The 21,747-nt window shown below is 65.5% G+C and carries 20 protein-coding genes and 1 tRNA gene; 18 read left to right on the top strand and 3 right to left on the bottom strand.

Going from position 1 to position 21,747, the window contains the following annotated elements; genetic code table 11:
* Positions 1-70 precede the first annotated feature (70 nt).
* From AC5ZGW_RS17955 to AC5ZGW_RS17900, 12 genes are all read left to right on the top strand, one after another.
* Positions 71-1,729, top strand: coding sequence for a ShlB/FhaC/HecB family hemolysin secretion/activation protein (locus AC5ZGW_RS17955; protein WP_496113943.1), 1,659 nt, complete (start codon positions 71-73; stop codon positions 1,727-1,729).
* Positions 1,729-3,753, top strand: a complete 2,025-nt coding sequence (locus AC5ZGW_RS17950; RefSeq protein WP_496113942.1) for a DUF2341 domain-containing protein — start codon at positions 1,729-1,731, stop codon at positions 3,751-3,753. The genes AC5ZGW_RS17955 and AC5ZGW_RS17950 overlap by 1 nt, the downstream gene beginning before the upstream one ends.
* 6 nt (positions 3,754-3,759) lie before the next feature.
* The gene (locus AC5ZGW_RS17945) at positions 3,760-4,164 is read left to right on the top strand and encodes an ExbD/TolR family protein (protein ID WP_027584694.1); all 405 of its coding nucleotides are present in this window, start codon (positions 3,760-3,762) and stop codon (positions 4,162-4,164) included.
* Between the two features lie 167 nt (positions 4,165-4,331).
* Complete coding sequence (locus AC5ZGW_RS17940) at positions 4,332-4,664, top strand: hypothetical protein (protein WP_245475176.1); 333 nt, start codon at positions 4,332-4,334, stop codon at positions 4,662-4,664.
* The gene (locus AC5ZGW_RS17935; protein ID WP_463328247.1) at positions 4,661-5,398 is read left to right on the top strand and encodes a TonB C-terminal domain-containing protein; all 738 of its coding nucleotides are present in this window, start codon (positions 4,661-4,663) and stop codon (positions 5,396-5,398) included. Before AC5ZGW_RS17940 ends, AC5ZGW_RS17935 begins: the two co-directional genes overlap by 4 nt.
* A gap of 47 nt (positions 5,399-5,445) precedes the next feature.
* On the top strand, positions 5,446-7,323 hold the full coding sequence (locus tag AC5ZGW_RS17930) for a putative porin (protein ID WP_130231500.1): 1,878 nt from the start codon (positions 5,446-5,448) through the stop codon (positions 7,321-7,323).
* A gap of 2 nt (positions 7,324-7,325) precedes the next feature.
* Positions 7,326-7,925: a hypothetical protein gene (locus AC5ZGW_RS17925; RefSeq protein WP_130231502.1), complete on the top strand. Its 600-nt coding sequence runs from the start codon at positions 7,326-7,328 to the stop codon at positions 7,923-7,925.
* Positions 7,922-8,980, top strand: coding sequence for a peptidylprolyl isomerase (locus AC5ZGW_RS17920; RefSeq protein ID WP_463328248.1), 1,059 nt, complete (start codon positions 7,922-7,924; stop codon positions 8,978-8,980). The genes AC5ZGW_RS17925 and AC5ZGW_RS17920 overlap by 4 nt, the downstream gene beginning before the upstream one ends.
* An 8-nt stretch (positions 8,981-8,988) precedes the next feature.
* Positions 8,989-9,741 carry a hypothetical protein gene (locus AC5ZGW_RS17915; protein WP_130227782.1) on the top strand — a complete coding sequence of 251 codons (753 nt, stop codon included), beginning with the start codon at positions 8,989-8,991 and terminating at the stop codon, positions 9,739-9,741.
* A gap of 113 nt (positions 9,742-9,854) precedes the next feature.
* Positions 9,855-10,391 (top strand): YbjN domain-containing protein, encoded by a 537-nt coding sequence (locus AC5ZGW_RS17910; protein ID WP_130227783.1) that lies wholly within the window; start codon positions 9,855-9,857, stop codon positions 10,389-10,391.
* 15 nt (positions 10,392-10,406) lie between these two features.
* Positions 10,407-10,901 carry a hypothetical protein gene (locus tag AC5ZGW_RS17905; protein ID WP_130227784.1) on the top strand — a complete coding sequence of 165 codons (495 nt, stop codon included), beginning with the start codon at positions 10,407-10,409 and terminating at the stop codon, positions 10,899-10,901.
* A 47-nt stretch (positions 10,902-10,948) separates the two neighbouring features.
* Positions 10,949-11,692: a lytic transglycosylase domain-containing protein gene (locus tag AC5ZGW_RS17900; protein WP_245474871.1), complete on the top strand. Its 744-nt coding sequence runs from the start codon at positions 10,949-10,951 to the stop codon at positions 11,690-11,692.
* Between the two features lie 107 nt (positions 11,693-11,799).
* Here AC5ZGW_RS17900 and AC5ZGW_RS17895 read toward each other — a convergent pair.
* Positions 11,800-11,873: transfer RNA gene (locus AC5ZGW_RS17895), tRNA-Gln, on the bottom strand.
* A gap of 536 nt (positions 11,874-12,409) precedes the next feature.
* Here AC5ZGW_RS17895 and AC5ZGW_RS17890 point away from each other — a divergent pair.
* From AC5ZGW_RS17890 to AC5ZGW_RS17865, 6 genes are all read left to right on the top strand, one after another.
* A complete protein-coding gene (locus AC5ZGW_RS17890; protein WP_245474872.1) occupies positions 12,410-13,273 on the top strand; it encodes an ABC transporter substrate-binding protein in 864 nt (287 codons plus the stop codon).
* Between the two features lie 75 nt (positions 13,274-13,348).
* Positions 13,349-13,663, top strand: coding sequence for a type 1 periplasmic-binding domain-containing protein (locus tag AC5ZGW_RS17885; RefSeq protein WP_245474873.1), 315 nt, complete (start codon positions 13,349-13,351; stop codon positions 13,661-13,663).
* Positions 13,664-13,847: 184 nt separating this feature from the next.
* Complete coding sequence (locus AC5ZGW_RS17880) at positions 13,848-14,711, top strand: branched-chain amino acid ABC transporter permease (protein ID WP_130227785.1); 864 nt, start codon at positions 13,848-13,850, stop codon at positions 14,709-14,711.
* A complete protein-coding gene (locus AC5ZGW_RS17875; protein WP_130227786.1) occupies positions 14,711-15,703 on the top strand; it encodes a branched-chain amino acid ABC transporter permease in 993 nt (330 codons plus the stop codon). Before AC5ZGW_RS17880 ends, AC5ZGW_RS17875 begins: the two co-directional genes overlap by 1 nt.
* Positions 15,693-16,460 (top strand): ABC transporter ATP-binding protein, encoded by a 768-nt coding sequence (locus AC5ZGW_RS17870; RefSeq protein WP_130227787.1) that lies wholly within the window; start codon positions 15,693-15,695, stop codon positions 16,458-16,460. The genes AC5ZGW_RS17875 and AC5ZGW_RS17870 overlap by 11 nt, the downstream gene beginning before the upstream one ends.
* Positions 16,457-17,173, top strand: a complete 717-nt coding sequence (locus AC5ZGW_RS17865; RefSeq protein ID WP_130227788.1) for an ABC transporter ATP-binding protein — start codon at positions 16,457-16,459, stop codon at positions 17,171-17,173. Before AC5ZGW_RS17870 ends, AC5ZGW_RS17865 begins: the two co-directional genes overlap by 4 nt.
* A gap of 107 nt (positions 17,174-17,280) precedes the next feature.
* Here the strand turns inward: AC5ZGW_RS17865 and AC5ZGW_RS17860 are convergent, their stop codons facing one another.
* Together AC5ZGW_RS17860 and AC5ZGW_RS17855 are read right to left on the bottom strand one after the other, a co-directional pair.
* Positions 17,281-20,433 (bottom strand): multidrug efflux RND transporter permease subunit, encoded by a 3,153-nt coding sequence (locus AC5ZGW_RS17860; protein WP_130227789.1) that lies wholly within the window; start codon positions 20,431-20,433, stop codon positions 17,281-17,283.
* Positions 20,430-21,599 (bottom strand): efflux RND transporter periplasmic adaptor subunit, encoded by a 1,170-nt coding sequence (locus AC5ZGW_RS17855; RefSeq protein ID WP_130227790.1) that lies wholly within the window; start codon positions 21,597-21,599, stop codon positions 20,430-20,432. Before AC5ZGW_RS17855 ends, AC5ZGW_RS17860 begins: the two co-directional genes overlap by 4 nt.
* Between the last annotated feature and the right edge of the window lie 148 nt (positions 21,600-21,747).

The raw sequence follows: 21,747 nt of genomic DNA, 5'->3' as shown, positions 1-21,747 counted from the left end.
GATCGGTTACAAGCGTGGCGGACCTGCGTCCGCCCGAACGGTGTTGCTCGGCCTGAGGCCTGTCGTGTCGGTGATCGCCGGCGGTCTTTGCGCGCTGACGTGGGGTGAGGCAGGCGCCGCGCCGCAAAGGGCGCCGCAGCCGGCGAATGCACCCACGGCGCAGCAGCCCGCGAATGCGGACAATGCGGCGGCGCCGGCGCAACGCTTCGACATCGACGATTTCGCGGTGCAGGGCGCCGACAAGCTGCCGCAGATCGAGATCGAGGAGGCGATCTATCCGTTCCTCGGGCCGAACAAGAGCGCCGACGACGTCGAGAAGGCGCGCGCGGCGCTGGAGAAGGCCTATCGCGACAAGGGCTTTCAGACCGTCAGCGTGTCGGTGCCGACGCAGAATGCGCTGCGCGGGGTCGTCATTCTCAAGGTGGCGGAGATGAAGGTCGGGCGGCTGCGGGTGAAGAATTCGCGTTACTTCGACATCGAGCAGATCAAGGACCGGGCGGCCTCGCTGAAAGAGGGCGCGCTGCCGAATTTCAACGATGTCACCAAGGACATCGTCGCGCTCAACCAATGGCCGGACCGGCGGGTCACGCCCGCGCTGCGCGCTGGCGTCGCGCCGGGCACGGTGGATGTCGACCTCAACATCGAGGACAAGGCGCCGCTCCACGGCACCGTCGAGGTCAACAACGCCAACTCGCCGAACACCACGCCGGCCCGCCTCATCGCCACTGTGCACTACGACAATCTGTGGCAGCTCGGGCATTCCGCCAGCTTCACCTATCAGGTGGCGCCGCAGCGGCCGGGCGATGCCGAGGTGTTCTCGGGGTCGTATCTGGCGCGGATTCCCGACGTCGAATGGCTGAGCTTTTTGCTCTACGGCGTGAAGTCGAGCAGCAACGTCGCCACCGTCGGCGGCACCAACATCGTCGGCCCCGGCGAGATCATCGGCGGCCGCGCGGTGATGACCTTGCCGGGCCGCGAGAACTTCTTCCAGACGCTGTCGGTCGGGGTGGACTACAAGCACTTCGATCAGACCGTGGGGCTCGGCACCGACAGTTTCGCCTCGCCGGTGACCTATTATCCGGTGGTTGCCAGCTACGGCGCGACGTTCCAGAACGAGACCTTCACCACCCAGTTCAACGCCGGCATCACCTACAGCCTGCGGCCGTTCGGCAGCGACTGGACCGAGTTCGACGCCAAGCGCTACTACGCCTCGCCGAGCTTCACGCATTTCAACGTCGACGTCGCGCACACCCAGGAATTGCCGGAGAACTTCCAGCTCTGGGGCAAGGTGCAGGCGCAGGTCGCCGACGGCCCTCTGGTGTCGAGCGAGCAGCTCAGCGCCGGCGGCCTCAACACCGTGCGCGGCTATCTGGAATCCGAGGTGCTCGGCGATGACGGCGTGATCGGCAATCTGGAGCTCCGCAGCCCGGATCTCGGCGCGATGCTGCAGAAGGAGATGAAGGACGAGACCGGCCAGGGCGCGCCGCGTTTCACCACCTTCAACGAGTGGCGGCTGTTCGCCTTTGCCGACGCCGCGCATGTCAGCATCCAGAAGCCGCTGCCGGATCAGCAGTCGGCGTTCAACCTGTGGAGCTACGGCGTCGGCACCCGCTTCAAGGTGTTCAACGCCTTCAATGGCATGTTCGCGCTGTCCGTTCCGATGGTCAGCCAAACCTATACGCGCGCGGGCGACCCGCGCTTCAACGTTCGGCTCTGGGGTGAATTCTGATGATGATGGGATGGGACAAGATGCGGGCCATGGGGAGCGGTGCGAGGCGCGCGGCCGCGAACGCGGCGGCGATGCTGTTGCTGGCCGTGGTGGCGGTGCTGGCGCTGGCGGCGCCGGCGAACGCCTGGTGGAACGATGAGTGGCAGCTGCGCAAGAAGATCACGATCGATGCAAGCGCCGCGGGCGCCAACATCACCGACCCGATCGGCTCGACGCCGGTGCTGGTGCGGCTGCACACCGGCAATTTCCGCTTTGCCTCCGCCAAGGACGACGGCTCCGACCTCAGGTTCGTCGCCGGCGACGACAAGACGCCGCTGAAGTATCACGTCGAGAAATATGACGGGCTGCTCAGCGAGGCGCTGCTCTGGGTCGCGGTGCCGAACCTGCAGCCGGGGGCCAAGGCCGAGATCTGGCTCTACTACGGCAACAAGAAGGCGCTGGCCGCGGCCGACGCCAAGGCGACCTACGACCCCGACACGCTGCTGGTCTATCACTTCAACGAGCGCGGCACGCCGTCGCTGGATTCCTCGGTGTGGGCCAACAACGCCCAGAGCGTCGGCCAGCCGGCGGAAGGCGCGCTCATCGGCAATGGCGTGCGGCTGACCGGGCAGAACCCGGTGACGCTGCCGGCCTCGCCGTCGCTGACGCAGGCCGCCGGTGGCGCGTTCACCTGGTCGGCGTGGATCAAGCCGGCGGCGGCGCAGCCGAACGCGGCGCTCTACAGCCGCCGCGATGGGGCGGCCGGCAATGCGCTGGTGATCGGTCTGGACAATGGCGCGCCGTTCGTCGAGGTGACGACGGCCGGCGCCGCGCAGCGCAGCGGCACCGGCGCGCCGGTCGCACCTAGCACCTGGCATCATCTGGCGGTGGTCGCGAACAACGGCCAGGTGACCTTGATGCTGGACGGCACTCCTTACGCGTCGGTCGCCGCCGCGTTGCCGGCGCTGAACACGGTGGCCCTGATCGGAGGTGACACCTCTGCAACCTCCAGTGCACCTCCGGTCACCCAGGCCGCCCCGTCCGCAGCCGCGCAGTCCCCTGCTGCGACGGCTGCGGACGGCAGCGCGGCGCCGGCGGCGGACGATGCGGCCGCCGCGGCGCCGGTCGCGGTCCCGGCGATGGCGGGCTTTGCCGGCGACGTCGACGAACTGCAGATCGCGAAGATCGCGCGGCCGGCCGGCTTCATCAAGTTCGCCGCGGTCGGGCAGGGCCCCGACCAGGCCAAGCTGATCGCCTTCAGCGTCGATGAGGAAACCGGCAGCTGGCTGTCGGGCTACTTCGCGGTGATCCTGAAGTCGGTCACGCTCGACGGCTGGGTGGTGATCGGCCTCTTGGTGATCATGGCGGCCTTGAGCTGGGTGGTGATGGTCGACCGCTCCGGCTATCTGAACCGCCAGGCCAAGGCCAACGCGGTGTTCATGAAGCACTTCCGCGCGGTCGCCGACGACCTCACCATCCTCGACCGCGGCGCGGATGCCGACGTCGCCACCCTCGGCGGCCGGCTGTCGGCGGCCGATGCCAAGGCGATGAAGGCGTCCTCGCTCTATCGCATCTACCACATCGGCGCCGAGGAGATCCGCCACCGCTTCCGGAATGGCGCCGCCCCGGTGCTGTCCGGCGCCTCGATCGCGGCGATCCGCGCCGCGCTCGACAGCGGCGTGGTCAAGGAGATCCAGCGGCTGAACCGGCTGATGGTGATCCTGACCATCGCGATCTCCGGCGGTCCGTTCCTCGGCCTGCTCGGCACCGTGGTCGGCGTCATGATCACCTTCGCGGCGATCGCGGCCTCCGGCGACGTCAACGTCAACGCGATCGCGCCCGGCATCGCGGCGGCGCTGGTCGCCACCGTGGCCGGCCTCGGCGTCGCGATCCCGGCGCTGTTCGGCTACAACTACCTGATCTCCAAGATCAAGGACCTGACCAGCGACATCCAGGTCTTCGTCGACGAGTTCGTGACCAAGATGGCGGAGTTCTACTCCGCCGACCGGCCGGACCCGACCCTGCACCGCATGGCCGCGGAGTAAACGGCGATGCAGCTGCAGAGCGACTCCAAGCCGTATGACGACATCAACATCACCCCGATGTTGGACCTCGCCTACGTGCTGCTGGTGATCTTCATCATCATGACGACGGCGACCGTGCAGGGCCAGAAGGTCAACCTGCCGAAGGCCTCGGCCGCGCCGTCGCTGGCGACGCAGACCACCAAGGCGATCACGGTCGCCAACGACGGCAAGATCTTCCTCGACACCATTCCGGTGACCTTGCCCGAGCTCGAGCAGCGCCTGGTGCAGCAGAAGGCGCTGACGCCGGAGTTCCCCGTGGTGCTGCGCGGCGACGCGCAGGCCCAGTACCAAAGCGTGATGGACGTGCTCGACCTCTTGGGCCGCATCGGCCTCAACCAGGTTGGACTCGCCACCAAACCGCTCGTGAAGTGATGCGATCGTCGATCCCGGTGCCAACGCCTCTTCCTCACACGCCCATTCGGCGCAAACGCGCCTATGAGCGTGCGCTCGATGCGCTGCAGCGAGCGCTCGTCCGGCTGCGGCTGGTCGGGCCGGCTCTCGATAACCTTGCCTCCGATGCCGCGAAGGGAGGGGATTGCGTGAGTTCTGTCGTTCTGCCGTTTCCCATTCGGGGCGAAGCGCTTCTGGTCAAGCTGGCGAACGAGCTCCGCGGCCGCGTCACGGCCGGAGAGCTGGAGGATGATCCGTTCCTGGCGACGATCTCGCGCGGCCGCCGGCCGCGCCTGTCGATCGACCGCGACGCCTATGTCGAGTTCAACGCCGAAGACGAAACCTTTCATCTCAAGATAGATGCCTCGCCCGTACTAGCGCTGACGCTGGAGACGAAAGAGTTCACAAGGCTCGTTGAATTCGTCTTTCAGTATTTCGCTGAGCGCGATCGCGGTCTGCGGCAGGTCGAGGTCGTATCGTGAGCAAGCTTCGGGACGATTGGAATCTGCCGGACGAGCCGTCAGATCGTCAGCGCTCTATATTCCGCGGCCCCGGGATGCGCTACGGCGCGGCGCTTGTGGTGATCGCCTTGCTGTTCGGCGGGGCAGGCTACTGGCTGTTCGGCGGGGACGATCTGCCGCCGCCGCGACAGGTCCGCGAGATCACGATCGTCAACATCACGCCGCCACCTCCGCCGCCACCGCCACCTCCGCCGCCCGAGCAGAAGATGATCGAGCAGCCGAAGATGGCCGAACCGGAGTTCAAGGAAGAAAAGCCCATCGAGAAGCCGCAGGACGAGCCGGTCAAGGACGCCAAGAACGACGAGCCGCCGGGGCCGCTGTCGCTTGACGCGCAGGCGACCGGACCGGGCGATCTCTTCAATCTCGGCGGCAAGCCGGGCGGCAGTCCTTACGGCGGTGGGGGCGGCGGTGGCAGCCGTTGGGGCTGGTACGCCTCGATGGTGCAGGCGCAGATCGAATCCGCGCTGCGCGCCAACAACAGGACGCGCCGGGCGGTGATGGAGGTGCAAATCCGCCTGTGGGCCGACAGCACCGGCCGCATCAACCGGGTTCAGCTCGTGCCGTCGACCGGCGATGCCGAACTCGACACGCTGATACGTAACGACATTCTCGGCAGTCTGACGCTGCGCGAACCGCCGCCGAAAGACATGCCGATGCCGATGGTGACGCGCGTGACCGCGCGTCGGCCGAGCTAACGCGACGTTTGTCAAACACAACGGACTACAAGAGGACTGGGGACAAAATGTTTGAGATTAATCCAGGTGCACGCCGGCGCACGCTGCTGCTCGCTGTCTCGCTGGCTGCGCTGTCCTGCGTGGCGCCAGCACTTGGCCAGCCCGCGGACGAGGCCGGTGCGCCTGAGAAGAAGGTGGAGTCCAAGCGGCCGAAAGTGTCGGATGCCAAGCCGACCTCGCCGAATACGACGGTCAATCTTCTCAACCTCATGGTGAAGCGCAAGCTGCTGAGCGAGGATGAGGCGCAGTCGCTGATCAAGCAGGCCGAGGACGAAGCCTATGTGTCGCGCCAGGCCTCCAAGGACGCCACCAGCAAGGCGGATGAAGCCGCGAAGGCAGCGACCGCGGCCGCGGCTGCCGCCAATCCGCCCGGCACCCGGCACGTCACCTATGTGCCGGAGATCGTGAAGCGGCAATTGCGCGAGGACATCAAGAAGGAAGTGATGGCAAAGGCCGAGAAGGAGAACTGGGCCTCGCCGGGCGCGTATCCGGAATGGGCGCAGCGCATCCGCTTCTACGGCGACGTGCGCGCTCGTTATATGGGCAGCTTCTTCCCGACCGGCAACGATCCGGGGCTGATCAACTTCAACGCCATCAACTCAGGCTCGCCTTACAATCTGGGACCAGACAACCTCAACCAAATCCCGACGTACAACACCTATCAGAACCGCAACCAGGTGCGGCTGCGCGCCCGCCTCGGCATGGACGCCGACCTCACCAACGGCTTCGCGGCGGGCCTGCGGATCGCGACCGGCGAGAGCAACTCGCCGGTCTCGACCAACCAGACGCTGGGGGGCAGCGGCTCGAATTTCTCCAAATATTCGATCTGGCTCGATCGGGGCTTCCTGAAGTATCAGCTCCCGAACCAGGACGTGGTGGCGCAGGTCGGGCGTTTCGACAATCCGTTCTGGTCGCCGACCGATCTGGTCTGGTACCGCGAACTCGGCTTCGACGGCTTCGCCGTGCAGGCCAAGCAGGAGGTGATTCCGAACATTACGGCGTTCGGCGTCCTGGGCGCGTTTCCGATCTTCAATACCGACTTCAACGCGGGTACCAACGCGTCTTACGAGAATGGTGGTGGAAAGCTTCCGAGCCACGACAAATGGTTGTTCGGCGCCCAAGGCGGCTTTGCCGCACGGTTCGACCCGGTCTCTGAGTTCCGCTTCGGCGTGGCCTATTACGATTTCGAGAACGTGCAGGGGCAGCTCTCCGAGACTTGCTTTGTCGGCTCGAGTTCGGATAGCTGCAGCTCGGATCTGTCGCGGCCGCTGTTTGCCCAGAAGGGCAACACCTACATGATGTTGCGCAACATCTACAGCGATGTCCACAATAATTTGGGCCAGAACCTTCAGTTTCAGTATTTCGGACTGGTCCAGAAATTCCGCCCGGTGGTCGCCAGCGCCTCGCTCGACCTCGGCGAATTCCATCCGTTCCACATCGTGCTCGACGGCGAATTTGTCTGGAACTCAGCGTTCAATCGCGCGCTGACGATCCCCGGCACCGGGCTTGCGCCTGTGTCCAACGTCCCCGGCATCGCCATCAACAACCGCGCTGGTACCGCGAGCGGGTCGGTGCTTGGCCCGTTCAACGGCGGCGACATGGGCTGGATGACGCGCGTCACCGTCGGCAACAAGGAGATCAAGCACTTCGCCGACTGGAACGTGCATGTCGGCTACAAATACCTGGAGTCGGACGCGACGCTCGATGCCTTCGCCGATTCCGATTTCGGGCTCGGCGGCACCAACCTCAAGGGTTACTTCCTCGGCGCCAATGTCGGTCTCAGCGAGAACGTATGGGCGTCGATGCGCTGGCTGAGCGCCAACAACATCGCCGGCTCGCCCTATGCCGTCGACGTCCTCTTGGTCGATCTCAACGCAAAGTTCTGATCATGAAGATACGCATCCTCACCTTCCTCACGGCGGCCGTCGCGGTGTGTTCGCATCTCGAACCCGCCCGCGCCGATGCCGAGACCGACCGGCTGCGCGAAGCCCTGCGCAGCGCCACCCTGCAGACCCGGCAACTGGAGGACCAGCGGACGGCGCTGCAGGCCAAGCTGGCCGACGCCGAGCGCGACAAGGCCGCGGCGAAAGCCCAGGTCGACGCCGCCAAGGCGCAGGTCCGCCAGACCGAGAAGCAGCATCGCGAGGCCGTCGACGAGTTCAACAAGCGCCTCGCCGAGCGCGACGAGACCTTGGAGAAATGGAAGTCGGCCTATGAAGAGGCGGCCAATGTCGCGCGCGACAAGGACGCCGCGCGGGCCAAGTTCGAGGGCGAGGCCAACGCCTACAAGGCCGCGACCAAGGGCTGCGTCGCCAAGAACGACCAGATGCTGAAGGCCGGCCGCGAGCTGTTGAAGCAGTACAAGAGCGTCACGATCGGCGACACCATCGTCGCGCATGAGCCGATGCTGGGGCTGCGGCGGGTGGAAATCCAGAACAACATCCAGGACAGCGGCGACAAGATCCTCGACCAGAAGGCAGAACCATGAACATCTCCTCCCTCCGCGGTGCACCCCTGATGCGATCCTTCCGTGTGTCGATGATGGCGACGGTGCTGGCCGCGCTCCCGCTGGCCGCCGCCGCCCAGACGGCACCGCCGCCGGTGCCGCAGCGTCCGGTGCAGGCCGTCGCTAAGCCGAAGCCCGTGGCCCCCGCCGCAGTGGCCCCGCAGCCGGCGGCGACGACGCAGGGCGCGGCCACCGCCAAATCCGGCGCCGGCGACGACGTGATCGCCCGGGTCGGCAGCACCAACATCTCGGCCGACCAGATCCGCGCCTATGTCGCCGCGCTCGGGCCGCGCGAGCGCGCCGCGTTCGGGCAGGATCCGAACCTGCTCAGCCAGGCGGTGCGGTTGATGCTCGCCAACCGCCTGGTGCTGCAGGAGGTCGCGGCCAAGAAGTGGGACCAGCAGCCGGCCATCGCCGAGCAGCTCGACCGGGTGCGCGAGAGCGCGGTCGCCGAGCTCTATCTGCAGCAGGTCTCGACGCCGCCGGCGAGCTTCCCGAGCGAGGACGACCTGCAGAAGGTCTATGACGCCAACCGGGCCTCCTTCCTGATGCCGCGGCAGTTCGAGCTGGCGCAGATCTTCGTGGCGGTGGCCAAGGACGCCGACAAGGCGGCCGAGGACAAGGCGAAGAAGACCGTCGAGGACATCCAGCGCAAGCTGAAGGCCCCCGGCGCCGACTTCGCCGCGCTCGCCAACGAGACCGGCGAGGTCAAGAATGGCGGCGAGCTTGGCTGGCTGGCCGAGACCCAGATCCGGCCGGAAATCCGCACCCAGGTGATGGCGCTCGCCAAGAACGCGATCGCCGAGCCGATCAAGCTCGACGACGGCTGGCACATCATCAAACTCACCGACACCAAGGCCTCCTACACAAGGACCTTGCCGGAGGTGCGCGAGGTGCTGGTGCAGCAGATGCGCAGCGAACGCGCCGCGATGCTGCGGCGGGCCTACCTCGCCGAGCTGCTCAAGCAGAATCCGCCCGTCATCAACGAGCTCGCGCTCTCCAGCCTGATCGGCGGCCCGACGCCGGCGGCGCGGTAGCCTGTGCGATGGCCGCCGTGCCGCCCATCGCCGAACCGGCGCCGGACTGGAGGCTGACCACCGGTCGGCTGCGGACGCTGCTTGCGATGTGCGGCTATCGCGGCGCCGTGCTCGCGACCTGGCGGCGGCATGTGCTGCCGGCCGGGTGCCGGGTCTGCCTGCAGTTCGGCGATCAGCTCGCGCGCGACGGCGACGGCCTGACCCGTGTGGTGATCCGCTGCAGCCTGGAGCTCAACGGCCATGACGCGCGCATCGGCGAGGTGACCTATTGGCAGATCCGCAAGGTGGTGCCGGCCACGGTCGACGGGCAGCGCGTCCATTTCGAGCTCGAAACCGATCTGTTGCTCGGCAGCATGATCCGGTTTGACGACGTGCTGACGCAGGGGGCGGAGATGCTGCGCCATCTGCGGCTGTTGATCGCGGATGCGCGGCTGACGCTGGCGCATCTGCCGGTCAACGACCGGCTTGGCGAGGAGGCCCGTGCGCCGGTGCTGCGGATCGAGGCCCGCTTCGCCGCCGACCTCGCCGCCGGACGCTCCGGTCTTGTGGTGCCCGATCCGCAAGACGCCGGCGGGCCGGCCACCGCATCGTCCCGCACCACCACGCGCCATGTCGGCCTCGGCCTCGCCGCCTGCGATTGCCTGACCGACCAGGTGCTGCCCGAATTGGCGCAGGCGGCGCGCGCCCTGATCGCGCAGGAGCGTTCGCCCGGGACGGCGCCATGGCCCTCCCAGGTGCTGCCCGCAAGCGCCGCCCTTTGATGCCGATGACGCAACGATTGTCGTCGGAACACTGCAACGTCTGCAACACACGCCGGCAGCATTCCGCTGCCATTTGACGATCCGCTCACCCACAACCTGTTACGGAGTTTTCCATGTCCGACGCCACGATCACCAAACTGACGCTCGACAGCCTGCGCGAACTGTTTCAGCTCGCCGGCTATCGCGTCGAGACCCTGACCGACCCGGTCGCCAACATCTCCTACCTGCGCTCCGGGACCAATGGGCTTGCGTTCGACGTCCGTCCCGGAAACCGGATCGCCGGCGACGAGCAGAGCTTCATCGATGTCGCCCTCATTGCCGTGCTGCAGGTGCAGGGCGAACTGCCGCTTGAGCTGGTCAACCGCTGGAATGCGACCCGCCGGTTCGCGCGCCTGCAGCTCAGCCCGCCGTTCCTCGCTCTGTCGCTCGATTTCTCGGTGGCGGGCGGCGTGACGCAGAACAATCTGCGGGCGCAGATCGAAATCTGGGATCACCTGGTGCAGCAGCTCGTGGCCTATCTGCGCGAAGAACTGGCCAATCTGGCAAAGGCCAAGGCGCCGAATGCACCCGCTCCCAGCACAGCCTTGCAGACGCCCGCGACGGATCGCGATCGCGTCGCCGAGACAGACCTGCCCCACACGGTTCAGTAGCCGCGCCAGATGCGGATGAAGGCCGCTATCCATACCGGCGGAAGCCGCATCTTGTGGCGACGACGAAGCGCGCGCTGGTTCGGCGCAGCGCTCGGCGCGCTTGCCGTCTTGCTCGGGGCCAAGCCAATCTCGGCCAAGGCCGCAACCGACGTGGATGGCAGGCTGAACGCGGACCCAGCGCCGGCGGCCTGGCAGGACTTCGCCAAGCGCCTGCAGCTTCGATTGCAGGAGCGCTTGGCGTCGGAATCGACGCCGGCGCTCCGCTTCCATGACGCGGTCGCAAGGCGCGCATCTGATGCCAGGACGGCGTCCCCGTCGATTGTCGTGCGCGTATGGGTGATGCCCGATGGCAAAGTCCAGCGCATTGAGTTGGAAGGCCTCGACGACGACGCCTCGCATGATCTGTCCACGCTTCTGATCGGCGATGGCGTTGGCAGCACGCCGCTCGATATGCCGCAGCCGCTGCGGATGCGGCTCTCGTTGCGTCCGAAGACACGCGTGGAGGATTGAACGTGCCGGCACCGGCATCGCAGCGATGGCGCGGCTTGGTGGCGGCAATGGCGGTACTATCCGCCGCGTTGATGACGGCTGCCGGCCGGGCGGAGCCAGCCGCGAACGATGCGAGTTTCCCCATCCGTTACGCCGCGATCGAGATGCCTGCGGATACGGCTCCCGCACCGGGCCCGCCGTCTGCCGGACCGCTGGCTGGTTCTTCAGCTCCGGCCAAGCCCCAATCGCCGATGAACCGCAGCGACGCGCTGGCCTACTACCGCGCGCTGATCGAGAAGGAGGCCGGGCGGCAGGGACTGGCGCCGGCCATTGCCGAGGCGGTGATGGCGGTGGAGAGCGGTTATAACCCCGGCGCAATCGGCGGTGTCGGCGAAATCGGGTTGATGCAGATCCTGCCGTCGACGGCGCGCATGCTGGGTTTCACGCGAAGCAATGCCGAGCTCGCGATGCCCGAAAACAACATCCGTTACGGGGTGACCTACCTTGCGCAGGCATGGCGTCTTGCCGGCGGCGACCTTTGCACAGCGACGATGAAATATCGCGCGGGCCACGGGGAGACGCGCTTCTCCCATCTCTCGGTCAATTACTGCCTCGCGGTCCGCGCCAAGCTCTTCGCGCGCGGATTTCCCGTCACCGGCAGCGTCCCGGCGGCAACCTTCGGCAAGCCGGCGGGGCTAGGCGGTGGCTGCGGAAAGAAGTGTCTTGGCACAGCCGGCATCGGCCGCGTCGATCTCGCTGGGCTCAATACGAGGCTCAATGCAATCGTCATGCAGGTGCGCAGCGGAAGGTGAGGGGTGCTGGGCTCGGATGGCGATGGAGCGACAGCGCTATGAGCCGTTCCATCGGCCGCGGTGAAAAGCCGGTTTCCGATCAAGCTGTTGGTGGGATTTGTCTAGTCTGGCTGGGGAACCTGGATTCGAACCAAGACAAACAGAGTCAGAGTCTGTTGTGCTACCGTTACACCATTCCCCAAGAATTGCTCAACGGCATCAATAGCTTAAGTCTATGGCCGGGGCAATACCGGCGGGCGGGATCATGGCAAATCGCCGCCTCGCTGCGAGGTCCTTCTACTGTTCGGTCAGGGCCTTGGCAAGCAGGTATGGCGCGTGTTTCCAGGCAAAATGCGGCCGGCCGCAGGTAGGGATCGGCGCAGCGGTTGATTTCGATGCTTCCTTGATTCTTGAAGCGAGGCCGTCGCCATCGGCGGCAACCCTGTAACGACAGCGCTCGGTCACGCCGGACGCGGCGTCAACACGCGCAGTGACGCGCCATCTCGCACTCGGATGCGCACGTACGTGCAGGGCGCGATTGCCTAGCGTTGAAGCAGCGATAGCGCGATCGGCTCGCGTGATGCGCATGCGGACTCGCGCCTGGCTTGGCTTGCCGAGGTCGGGGTGCCATGCGATGCTGGTGTACCAAGAAAATTGGGGGCGGGCCTGCAACGGCTCGTGCGCTTCCCATGCATAAAAAGCCCGGCATCGGGCAAGGGATAGTGGAGACGTTCGAAGATGAGATTTTCACATGTCATCGGGCTGTTTTCGGCTGCCGTCATGTCGGCCGCGCTGGTGGGCAATGCCGCGGCCCAAAGCAAGACCGTCAAGATCGGCGGCATCTTCCCGATGAGCGGCAATGCGGCGAGCATCGGCGTTCACGTCAAGCATGCGTTCGATGTCGCGCTCGACATCATCAACAACCCCCATCCCGAGCTCGGCAACTTCCCGCTCGCCAAGAATGGCGGCCTCGCAGGTCTCGGCGGGGCCAAGGTCGAGATCGTCTACGCCGATAACCAGGGCAGCCCCGCAACCGGGCAAAACCAGGCGCTGCGGCTGATCACGGAGGAAAAAGTGGTGGCGTTGACCGGCGCCTATCAGTCCGGCATCACGCTGACCGCGAGCGCGATTGCCGAGAAATACAACATCCCCTTCGTCAACGGCGAGTCGGTGGCGCCCAATCTCACCGAGCGCGGCTTCAAATGGTTCTTCCGCGTCACGCCGATCGCGACCGATTTCGCGCGGGTCTATTACGAATTCCTCAACGACATGAAGGCCGCCGGCGCCAAGACCGACAATGTCGCGATCCTCCACGACAACACCGAATACGGCGCTTCCGTCGCCAACACCCTCACCACGGCGTTCAAGGAGAAGGGTATCGCGGTTGCGCTCGACGTCGCCTATGCCACCAACGCGACCGACGTGCAGGGCCAGGTGCTGCAGCTCAAGGAGAAGAAGCCCGACGTCGTCATCGCGATCTCCTATACGTCGGATGCGATCCTGTTCGCCAAAACGATGCAGGCGCTCGATTACAAGCCGCCGATGCTGCTCGCCGACGACTCCGGCTATTCCGACCCGTCCTTCATCAAGGCGGTCGGCTAGATCTCGCAAGGCGTCTTCAACCGCTCGTCCTGGAGCGTCGGTCCCGCGGGCTCGCCGACCGCGATCATCGCCAAGATGTACAAGGACAAGAGCGGCGATGACATGGACGATACCGTCGCGCGCCAGATGCAGGCGCTGTTCGTGCTGTGCGAGGCGATCGACCGCGCCGGCTCGACGGAACCCGCTAAGATCCAGGCCGCGTTGAAGGCGACCGACCTCAAGCCCGATCAGATCATGATGGGCTACAAGGGCGTCAAGTTCGACGACAAGGGCCAGAACATCCTGGCGTCCGGCCTCATCATCCAGCTCCAGGACGGCGAGAACTACGTCTCGGTCTGGCCGAAGGCGAGCGCCGAGAAGACGCCGATCATGCCCTACAAGGGCTGGTGATGAATTTCTTCACCTCTCCCATCGGGAGAGGTCGATTTGCGCAAGCAAATCGGGTGAGGGGTTACGCTCTATCGATAGACCTGATCCCCTCACCCGGCGCTTCGCGCCGACCTCTCCCGACGGGAGAGGTGGTCAGGGGGGTTGACGGCCAAATGATTCAACCAAGAACAATACGCGCACATCCATGACCTTCACGCTTGTTCAGGTGATCGTCGGCGGCCTCTTGCTGGGAGCTGTCTACGCACTGTTCTCCTCCGGGCTGACGCTGGTCTGGGGCATGATGAACGTGGTCAACTTCGCCCATGGCGATTTCGTCATGCTCGGCATGTACGTCGCGTTCGTCGTCTACACGCTGCTCGGCGGCGGGCCGCTCATCGGCGCGCCGCTCGCGACGCTGTTGCTCGCCACCCTCGGCGTCATCGTCTATTTCGGCCTGATCCGCGACATCATGAAGGGGCCGATGCTGGCGCAGATCCTCGGCACCTTCGGGCTGGCGCTATTGCTCCGCTATTCGGTGTTCTGGTGGTTTGGCGCAAACTTCCTGTCGCTGCCGGAAAACCTCGTCGGCGGCACCTTCGACATCTTCGGCATCCGCATCCAGGCCTCGCGCCTGCTGGCCGGCGTGGTCGCGCTGGTGGTGACACTCGCCCTGCATCTTCTGCTGACGCGCACCACGCTCGGCTCGCGGATGCTGGCGGTCGCGGAGGATGCGACGGCCGCGCAGCTCATGGGCATCCGGCCCGACAGCATGCAGGCGATCGCCTGGGCGATCGCGGCCGGCGCCACCGGCCTTGCCGGCGCGCTGATCGCAACCTTCTTCTACATCGTGCCGACGGTCGGCGAGACGCTCGGCATCGTCGCCTTCGTCACGGTCTCGCTCGGCGGCTTCGGCAGCGTGCCCGGCGCGCTGATCGCGGGGCTGCTGATCGGCGTGATCGAGTCGCTATCGGGCTATCTGATCGGCGCCGTTTACAAGGACATCGTGGTGTACTCGCTGTTCCTCGGCTTCCTCTGGTTCAGGCCACAGGGCCTGATGGGCAAGACGTGATGCGGCGCACGCTCTGGCTCCTGATCGCGCTTGCGCTGGTGGTCGCTTATCCGCTGGTGTTCACGACGCCGTTCCAGCAACGGCTCGGCGCGCTGGTCCTGCTCTATGCGATCGCAGCCTCGGCGTGGAACATCGTCGGCGGCTACGCCGGCCAGATTTCGGTCGGCCACGTCGTGTTCTTCGGCTGCGGGGCCTACGCCGCGATGGGCGCGTATACGCATTTCGCGCTGTCGCCGCTGGTCGGAATTCCCGCCGGCATCGTCTTTGCCGTGCTGATCGCGGCCGTGATCGGCCGGCCGACGCTGCGGCTGTCGGGCCACTATTTCAGCATGGCGACGATCGCGGTCGCCGAGCTCGCGCGGCTGATCGTTACCAACACCGAATATCTCGGCGCCGCCGTTGGCCTGAGCGGCCCGACCGTGCCGCGCAACGTGTTCGATCTCTCCTTCATCTCGGCGCTGCCATATTACTATCTGTTCCTGGCGGTTCTGATCATCACGCTCGGCATCACCTGGTGGATGACGCGCAGCAGGATGGGCTTCTACCTGCGTGCGATCAAGGATTCCGAGCGCGCGGCGCGTTCGCTGGGCGCGCCTGCGAGCCGCATCAAGCTTTACGCCTACATGCTGAGCGCAGGGCTCACCAGCGTCGCCGGCGCGCTCTATGCGATGATGTTCGGCTTCGTCGATCCGGAGTCCGGGCTCGGCATCCTGATCTCGGTGAAGATCCTGATCATGGCGGCGCTCGGCGGCGCCGGACTATTGTTCGGCCCATTCGTCGGCGCTGCAATCCTGGTGCCGCTCGAGGAAATCTCCAACAGCCTCTTGGGCGGCAAGGGCGCCGGCCTGACCTTCGTCGTCTATGGCGCCATCATCGTGCTGATCGCGCGCTTCCAGCCCGGCGGCATCCTGGCCCTGATCAACCGTCTGTGGGCGAAGCGTCGGGCCAAGCCGATGGAAGAAGGCATCGAAGAGGCCGGCCATGCTTCTTGAAGCGCGCGGGGTCACCAAGGCTTTTGGCAACTTCAAGGCGGTCGATGCGGCCAGCGTCACGCTGGGGCAGGGCGATATCCTCGGCCTGATCGGGCCGAATGGCGCCGGCAAATCCACCTTCTTCAATTGCCTCACCGGCGATCTCGCGCTGACATCGGGCCAAGTGCTGTTCGAGAACCACGACATCACGCAGCTGTCGCCGGAGGCGCGCGCACGGCTCGGCTTGGCCCGCACCTTCCAGGTGCCGCAGACCTTCGAGGGCATGACGGTGCTGGAGAACGTGATGATCGGCGCCTTCCTGCGCACGCCGCATCGCGTCGAGGCCGAGACCAAAGCCCGCTCAGTGCTGGAGCAGGTCGGCATGATGCAGCTTGCGGATGCGCCGGCGCGCTCGCTCGGCACGCCCGGCCGCAAGCGGCTGGAGATCGCGCGGGCGCTTGCAACCGAACCCAAAGTGCTCCTGCTCGACGAGGCGATGGCAGGGCTGACGCAGCGCGAGGTGCAGCTTGCGATCGAGCTGGTGCGCGATATCCATCGCTCCGGCATCACGCTCGTGATCGTCGAGCACATCATGGAAGTGATCATGTCGCTGGCGAGCCGGGTGATGGTGTTCCACCAGGGCAAGGAGATCGCGCGCGGCACTCCGCGCGAGGTGACGTCCAATCCGGCCGTCATCGCAGCCTATCTCGGCACCCGTGCCGCCAAGGCCGCCGCCGGCCACACCCCGATCGAGTTGATGGGCGGGCCCGCGACATGACCGGGCCGCTCTTGAGGCTCGAACATCTCGAAGTGCGCTACGGCGACCTGATCGGCATCTCCGACGTCTCGCTGGATGTGCCCGCGGGCAGCGTGGTCGCGCTGCTCGGCTCAAACGGCGGCGGCAAGACCACGACGCTGAATGCGATCGCTGGCCTGATCCCGGTGCATGCCGGCAGCATCCATTTCAACGGCGAGGCGATCGCGGGGCAGAGCGCGTTCGCGATCGTGCGCAAGGGCCTTGCTTTGTCGCCGGAAGGCTGGCGGCTGTTCGTGCAGCAGAGCGTCGAGAACAACCTTCTGCTTGGCGCCACGCCCTTGCGGGACAAGACGCGCGCCAGGACATTGCTCGAGCGGGTCTACGAGATCTTCCCGCGATTGAAGGAACGCCGCAGCCAGCGCGCCGGCACCATGTCCGGCGGCGAGCGGCAGATGCTTGCCGTCGGCCGCGCGCTGATGAGCGATCCGAAACTTCTGATGCTGGATGAGCCGTCGCTCGGCTTGGCGCCGGCCGTGGTGGAGTCGATGTACGAGACGTTCGGCCGGCTGCACCGCGAGGGGCTGACGATCCTGCTTGCGGAGCAATCGATCGAGCTCGCGCTGGAAGTTTCCGACTTCGCCACCGTGCTGCAGGTGGGCAGGAGCGTGCTGTCAGGCACAGCCGCGTCGCTGGCGCAGGATCCGCAGGTGCAGAAGGCATATCTCGGCGGCTGATGCGACCTTGTAGGATGGGTAGAGCGAAGCGAAACCCATCATCTTCTTCGCGGGCGGCAACCAATGGGTTTCGCTTCGCTCTACCCATCCTACGGGCTACGAACAGCTCACTCCGCGGCTTCCTTGACGGAACGCTCTTCTTCGCGCCGATGCTCCTCCTCGTCCTCTTCATCGGTCGAGCTGCTCCAGCCCGCGAACATATTGGAGAGCTTGTCGAGATAGAGGTAGACCACCGGCGTCGTGAACAGTGTCAGCGCCTGGCTCACGATCAGGCCGCCGACCATGGCGTAGCCGAGCGGCTGGCGGATTTCCGATCCTGTGCCGGTGCCGAGCATCAAGGGCACGCCGCCGAGCAGCGCCGCCATCGTCGTCATCATGATCGGGCGGAAGCGCAGCAGCGCTGCCTGCCGGATCGCAGCCTCGGGCTCCAGGTGATCGTCGCGCTCGGCCGCGATCGCGAAGTCGACCATCATGATGCCGTTCTTCTTGACGATGCCGATCAAGAGGATGATGCCGATCAGCGCGATCAGGCTGAAGTCGAAGCCGGCCGCCATCAGGATCGCGAGCGCGCCGACGCCGGCCGAGGGCAGCGTCGACAGGATGGTGATCGGATGGATGTAGCTCTCGTAGAGGATGCCGAGGATCAGGTAGACGACCACGAGCGCGGCGAGGATCAATAGCGGCACAGTGCTCAGCGATTGCTGGAACGCCTGCGCGGTGCCCTGGAAGCTCGAATTCAGCGTCGGCGGCGCACCCATCTCGACCATCGCCTTCTGCACCGAATTGGTCGCTTGTCCCAGCGCCACGCCCTGCGCGAGGTTGAAGCTGATGGTGATCGCCGGGAACTGGCCCTGGTGGCTGATCGACAGCGGGCGCACCGGCACGCTGGTCCAGGTCGCAAAGGTCGACAGCGGCACCTGCTCGCCGGTTAGCGGTGACTTCAGATAGATCTTGTTCAGCGTGTCGATGCCGGCCTGCAGTTCGGGCAGCACTTCCAGGATCACGTGATAGCTGTTGAGCTGGGTGAAATATTGCGTCACCTGACGCTGGCCGAACGCGTCATACAGCGTGTCGTCGATGAGCTGCGGCTGGATGCCGTAGCGCGAGGCGGTGTCGCGGTTGATCTTCAGTTCGAGCGTGGTGCCGTTGGTCTGCTGGTCGGTCGCGACGTCGCGCAGTTCCGGCAATGTCTGCATCTTCGCGAGAATCTTCGGCGCCCATTCGTTCAGCTCGGCGAGATTGGCGTCCTGCAGCGTGAATTCGAATTGGGTGCGGGTCGGCCGGCCGCCGAGGCGGACGTCCTGCGCCGCCTGCATGAACAGCCGCGCGCCTTCGACCTGCTCGAGCTTTGGCCGCAGGCGCGCGATGATCTGCTGCGCGTTGGCGGAACGCTGGTCGCGCGGCTTCAGCGTGATGTACATGGCGCCATTGTTGCCCGCCCGGCCGCTGCCGCCGATGGCCATGGCCACCGTCGCGACGTCAGGGTCGGCGAGCACGATCTTGCCGAGCGCTTCCTGCTTGCGCTTCATGTCGACGAAGGAAATGTCCTGGTTGGCTTCCGAGGTCGCGGTGATCAGGCCGACGTCCTGCTGCGGGAAGAAGCCCTTCGGGATGACCACGAACAGGTAGACCGACAGGCCGAGCGTCGCGAAGAAGATCATCAGCGTCGTGAACTTCCAGCGCAATGCGAGGTCGAGCACGTTTTGATAGCCCCGCAACATGGCGTCGAAGCCACGCTCGCTGATCTGGTAGAAGCGGCCGTGCTTGGTCTCGCCATGGGCGCGCAGGAAGCGCGAGGCCATCATCGGCGTCAGCGTCAGCGACACGAACATCGAGACGAAGATCGTCATCGCCAGCACGACCGCGAATTCGCGGAACAGGCGCCCGATGATGCCGCCCATCAGGAGCAGCGGGATCAGCACCGCGACCAGCGAGATGCTGATCGAGACGATCGTGAACCCGATCTCGCTCGCGCCCTTGAAGGCGGCCGCCATCGGCTTCTCGCCTTCCTCGATATAGCGCGTGATGTTCTCCAGCATCACGATGGCGTCGTCGACCACGAAACCCACGGCGATGGTCAGCGCCATCAGGGACAGGTTGTCTAGCGTGTAGCCGAACACCCACATCAGTGCACAGGCGCCGAGCAGGGCGAGCGGCACGGTCACAGTCGGGATGACCGTGGCCCAGAAGCTGCGCAGGAACACGAAGATCACCATCACGACCAGCCCGATCGTGAGCAGCAGCGTGAATTGCACATCCTCGACCGCGGCGCGGATCGTGGTGGTGCGGTCGCTGATGACGTCGATCTTGATCGCCGGCGGGATCGCGGCGACCAGCCGCGGCAGGGTTGCCTTGATCTTGTCGACGGTGTCGATGACGTTGGCGCCGGGTTGCTTGAAGATGACCAGGAACACGCCGCGCTGGCCGTTGGCCCAGGCCGCCTGCTTGGCGTCTTCCGGGCCGGCGACGGCCTGGCCGATATCGCGGATTCGCAACGGGCCGCCATTGCGGTAGGCGATGATGACGTCGTTCCAGGGGGCGGCCTTCAGGAGCTGGTCGTTGGCGTAGATCGTATAGGCGCGGGTGTCGCCGTCGATATTGCCCTTGGGACTGTCGACGGTGGCGCTGGCGATGGCGGCGCGCACGTCCTCCAGCGACAGGCCCTTTGCCACCAGCTTGGCCGGATCGATCTGGACCCGTACCGACGGCTTCTGTTGACCGCCGATGATGACCTGGGCCACGCCGGAGATCTGGCTGATCTGCTGCGCAAGCTGCGCGTCGACGGCATCGCTCACCTCGGTCAGCGGCAGCGTCTCCGAGGTCGCCGACAGCAGCATGATCGGGGAGTCCGCCGGGTTGACCTTTCGGTAGGTCGGCGGCGACGGCAGGTTCTTCGGCAATTGGCCGCTCGCCGCGTTGATGGCGGCCTGTACGTCGTTGGCCGCGCCATCGATACTGCGATTGAGATCGAACTGGATGGTGATCGATGCGGTGCCGAGATAGCTCGTCGAGGTCATCTGGGCGACGCCGGGGATCTGCGCGAATTGGCGTTCCAGCGGCTGCGCCACCGAGGTCGCCATGGTTTCCGGGCTGCCGCCGGGCAAATTCGCGGTGATCTGGATGGTCGGGAAGTCGACCTGCGGCAGCGGCGCGACCGGCAGCAGCGGATACGCCACGAGGCCGACGAAAAGAATGCCGGCCATCAGCAGCGAGGTGCCGATGGGGTAGCGGATAAAGGGAGCGGAAATGCCGTAGCTCATTCCGGCTTCACCTTGGATTGCGTCGCATCCGAGCTCGCGACCGCGGTGCTGACGAGCACGCCGGGCGAGACTTTGTATTGGCCTGAGGTAATCACCTGCTGGCCTGGCGATAACCCCTCATCGACCACGGATTTGCCGTCGATCGAGTAGCTGACCTTGATCCGGTGCAGCTCCGCCTTGTTCTCCTGGCTGACAGTATACGCGTAAAGCCCGTCCGTGCCATGCTGGACGGCATCGTCGGGAACCACGGTCGCATCCTTCAGCGTCCGCACCAGGAGCCGCGTCGATACCGATTGGCCCGGCCACAGCGCGTGGTCCTTGTTCTCGAACACCGCCTTCAGGCGGATGGTTCCGCTGGTCGTATCGACCTGGTTGTTGATCAGCGCGAGAACGCCGGTGGACAGGAGGCGCTTGCCGTCAGTGGAGTAGGCGATGGTCTTCGGCGGGGAGGCCGCCAGCGCCGCCTTGATGTCAGGCAGTTGGTCCTCGGGCGCGGTGAAAATCACCGCGATCGGCTCGATCTGGGCGATCGAAACGATGCCGGTCTGGGTCGCGGCATTGACGATGTTCCCGACATCGACCTGGCGCAGGCCGGCGATCCCCGTGATCGGCGCCTTGACGGTCGCGTAATCGAGCTGCGTCTGCGCATTCGTGATCGCCGCATCGTCTGCGGCGATCTGCGCCGTCAATTGCGCGACCATGGAGCGCTGGGTGTCAGTCTGCTGGCGCGTGGCGAACTCGCCGAGCCGGGTGAAACGCTGCAGATCGAGCTTGGCGTTGGCGAGATTCGCCTCGTCCTGCTGCTTCTTGGCCGTGGCCTGGTCGAGCGCGGCCTGATACGGGCGCGGATCGATCTCCACCAGGACGTCGCCCTTGTTGACCAGCTGGCCTTCCTGGAAGGCGATCTTCATGATCTGTCCGTCGACGCGGGTGCGGACCTGGACGGTGTTGAAGCCCTGCACGGTGCCGAGGCCGGTCAAATAGACCGGGAAATCGGCGGTTTCGACGCGTGCAATCCGAACCGGGACGGGCGGACGGGCAGCGGCGGCAGTCTTTTGCCCGTCAGCTTTGGTGTGCCCCCCGCCATAGCGCTGCCAGCCAAAATAGCCCGCGGCGCCGACGGCGGCGACCAGCAAGAGCCAGCCTATCGTTCGTGACTTGGACATGCGCGCTCATGGGTTCGGAGACAATTATAGGTGTTTAAAACCGTTCCGGGGAAACCATATAATGCGTCAGCACTTAATGCGTACACACACTAACACTTGAGAATCCTAAACATTTGGAAAGGTTTAGGAGCGCGTTCCTGAAGCCTCG

The organism is Bradyrhizobium sp. Crot121 (assembly GCF_059512385.1).
The sequence above is the reverse complement of the archived record's forward strand: the minus strand, read 5'-3'. Positions and strand labels throughout refer to the sequence as shown.